Genomic DNA, 545 nt, shown 5'->3' with positions numbered 1-545 from the left:
ATGCTAAAAGGATATGGTAAATCACTAGGCAAAGATGTAGGAGTAGCTTTTCTTAAAGGTATAGTAGAACTTTGGAAAACATCCTATGAAAAACTAGAAGAGAACTACAACGAGATAATGCATACAAGATATACATATAAATTTAATGAAGCATATGCGCTAAATAATATCTCATATAAACCTATGTCTATAAAAGAAGCTTATGATAAAGATAGTACAAATAGCTATTGCTACTATCCAGTAATGATCTATCAAAACTATATAAGTCTAAATTTAAATAGACTATTTCTAGGAGCTAATATAAGTAGTGGAGGACTAGACTATAACTCATTTATATACTATGACATAGACCACAAGAAAAACAAACTATCTTTTAACCTAGCCTCTAAGCTAGCACTAAATAACCTTAGTACCTATCTATGCTTAGATGAGCTAAGAGGAGCTGGTAATGAGATAGATGCAAGGTACTTTAACTATGCTAGAAGTAGATACACTGAATCTGATGTAGAGATAAGGGAGCTAAATTTGGATGTGAAAGAGGAGAA

The 545-nt window shown here is 31.6% G+C and carries 1 protein-coding gene; it reads left to right on the top strand.

The window, feature by feature from the left end:
• Positions 1-545 (top strand): hypothetical protein (locus B9N65_RS11110; RefSeq protein WP_180385156.1); only part of this gene is annotated, 545 nt, incomplete at both ends.

It is taken from the genome of Campylobacter concisus, assembly GCF_002165815.1.
Classification (GTDB): Bacteria; Campylobacterota; Campylobacteria; order Campylobacterales; family Campylobacteraceae; genus Campylobacter_A; species Campylobacter_A concisus_BH.
This window is presented reverse-complemented; position numbering and strand designations above follow the sequence as displayed.